Raw genomic sequence first — 442 nt, forward strand, 5'->3', positions numbered from 1 at the left:
GAATAGACCTGATTATCGGCAGGTTTTCATGTTCAATTTTCCATAACGGCCGACAATGTTTCTAATGTCTTGGGCATCGCGCTCGTCAACCGCCATAAAGACCACGGTCATGCGCGCCACGCTCAAACCGGTATCGGGTGCGCTTCTGTCTTCCTGCTCAACAATGCGTGCGCCGCCGAAACCTGCGCTGGACAAGCGTGAAATCAAAACTTGGGCGGAAGAGCGGCTGCGTGTTACGTCAATGCTGATTTCGCCGTTGTGAATGCTGCCGCTAAAGCCGCGGCTGCCCAAGGCATCAAGCTGGGCGGAGGTGTCGCCGTCGGCAGGCAAGACCACGCGGAAGGTTTTGGAGGAAGTCTCGCCACCGGATGCGCCGTTGCGTTTTTCGATACTGCGGCTGGCGGCATGAGGCCATTTGCCCAACAGGCCTTTGATGCGGTGG

General features: G+C 57.2%; 1 pseudogene. It reads right to left on the reverse strand.

Annotated features, from left to right (window positions below):
- Window positions 1-12 precede the first annotated feature (12 nt).
- A pseudogene (locus ACTHUR_RS21130) lies at window positions 13-442 on the reverse strand (cell division protein); the annotation flags it as partial.

It is taken from the genome of Neisseria sp. P0021.S007 (genome assembly GCF_051956855.1).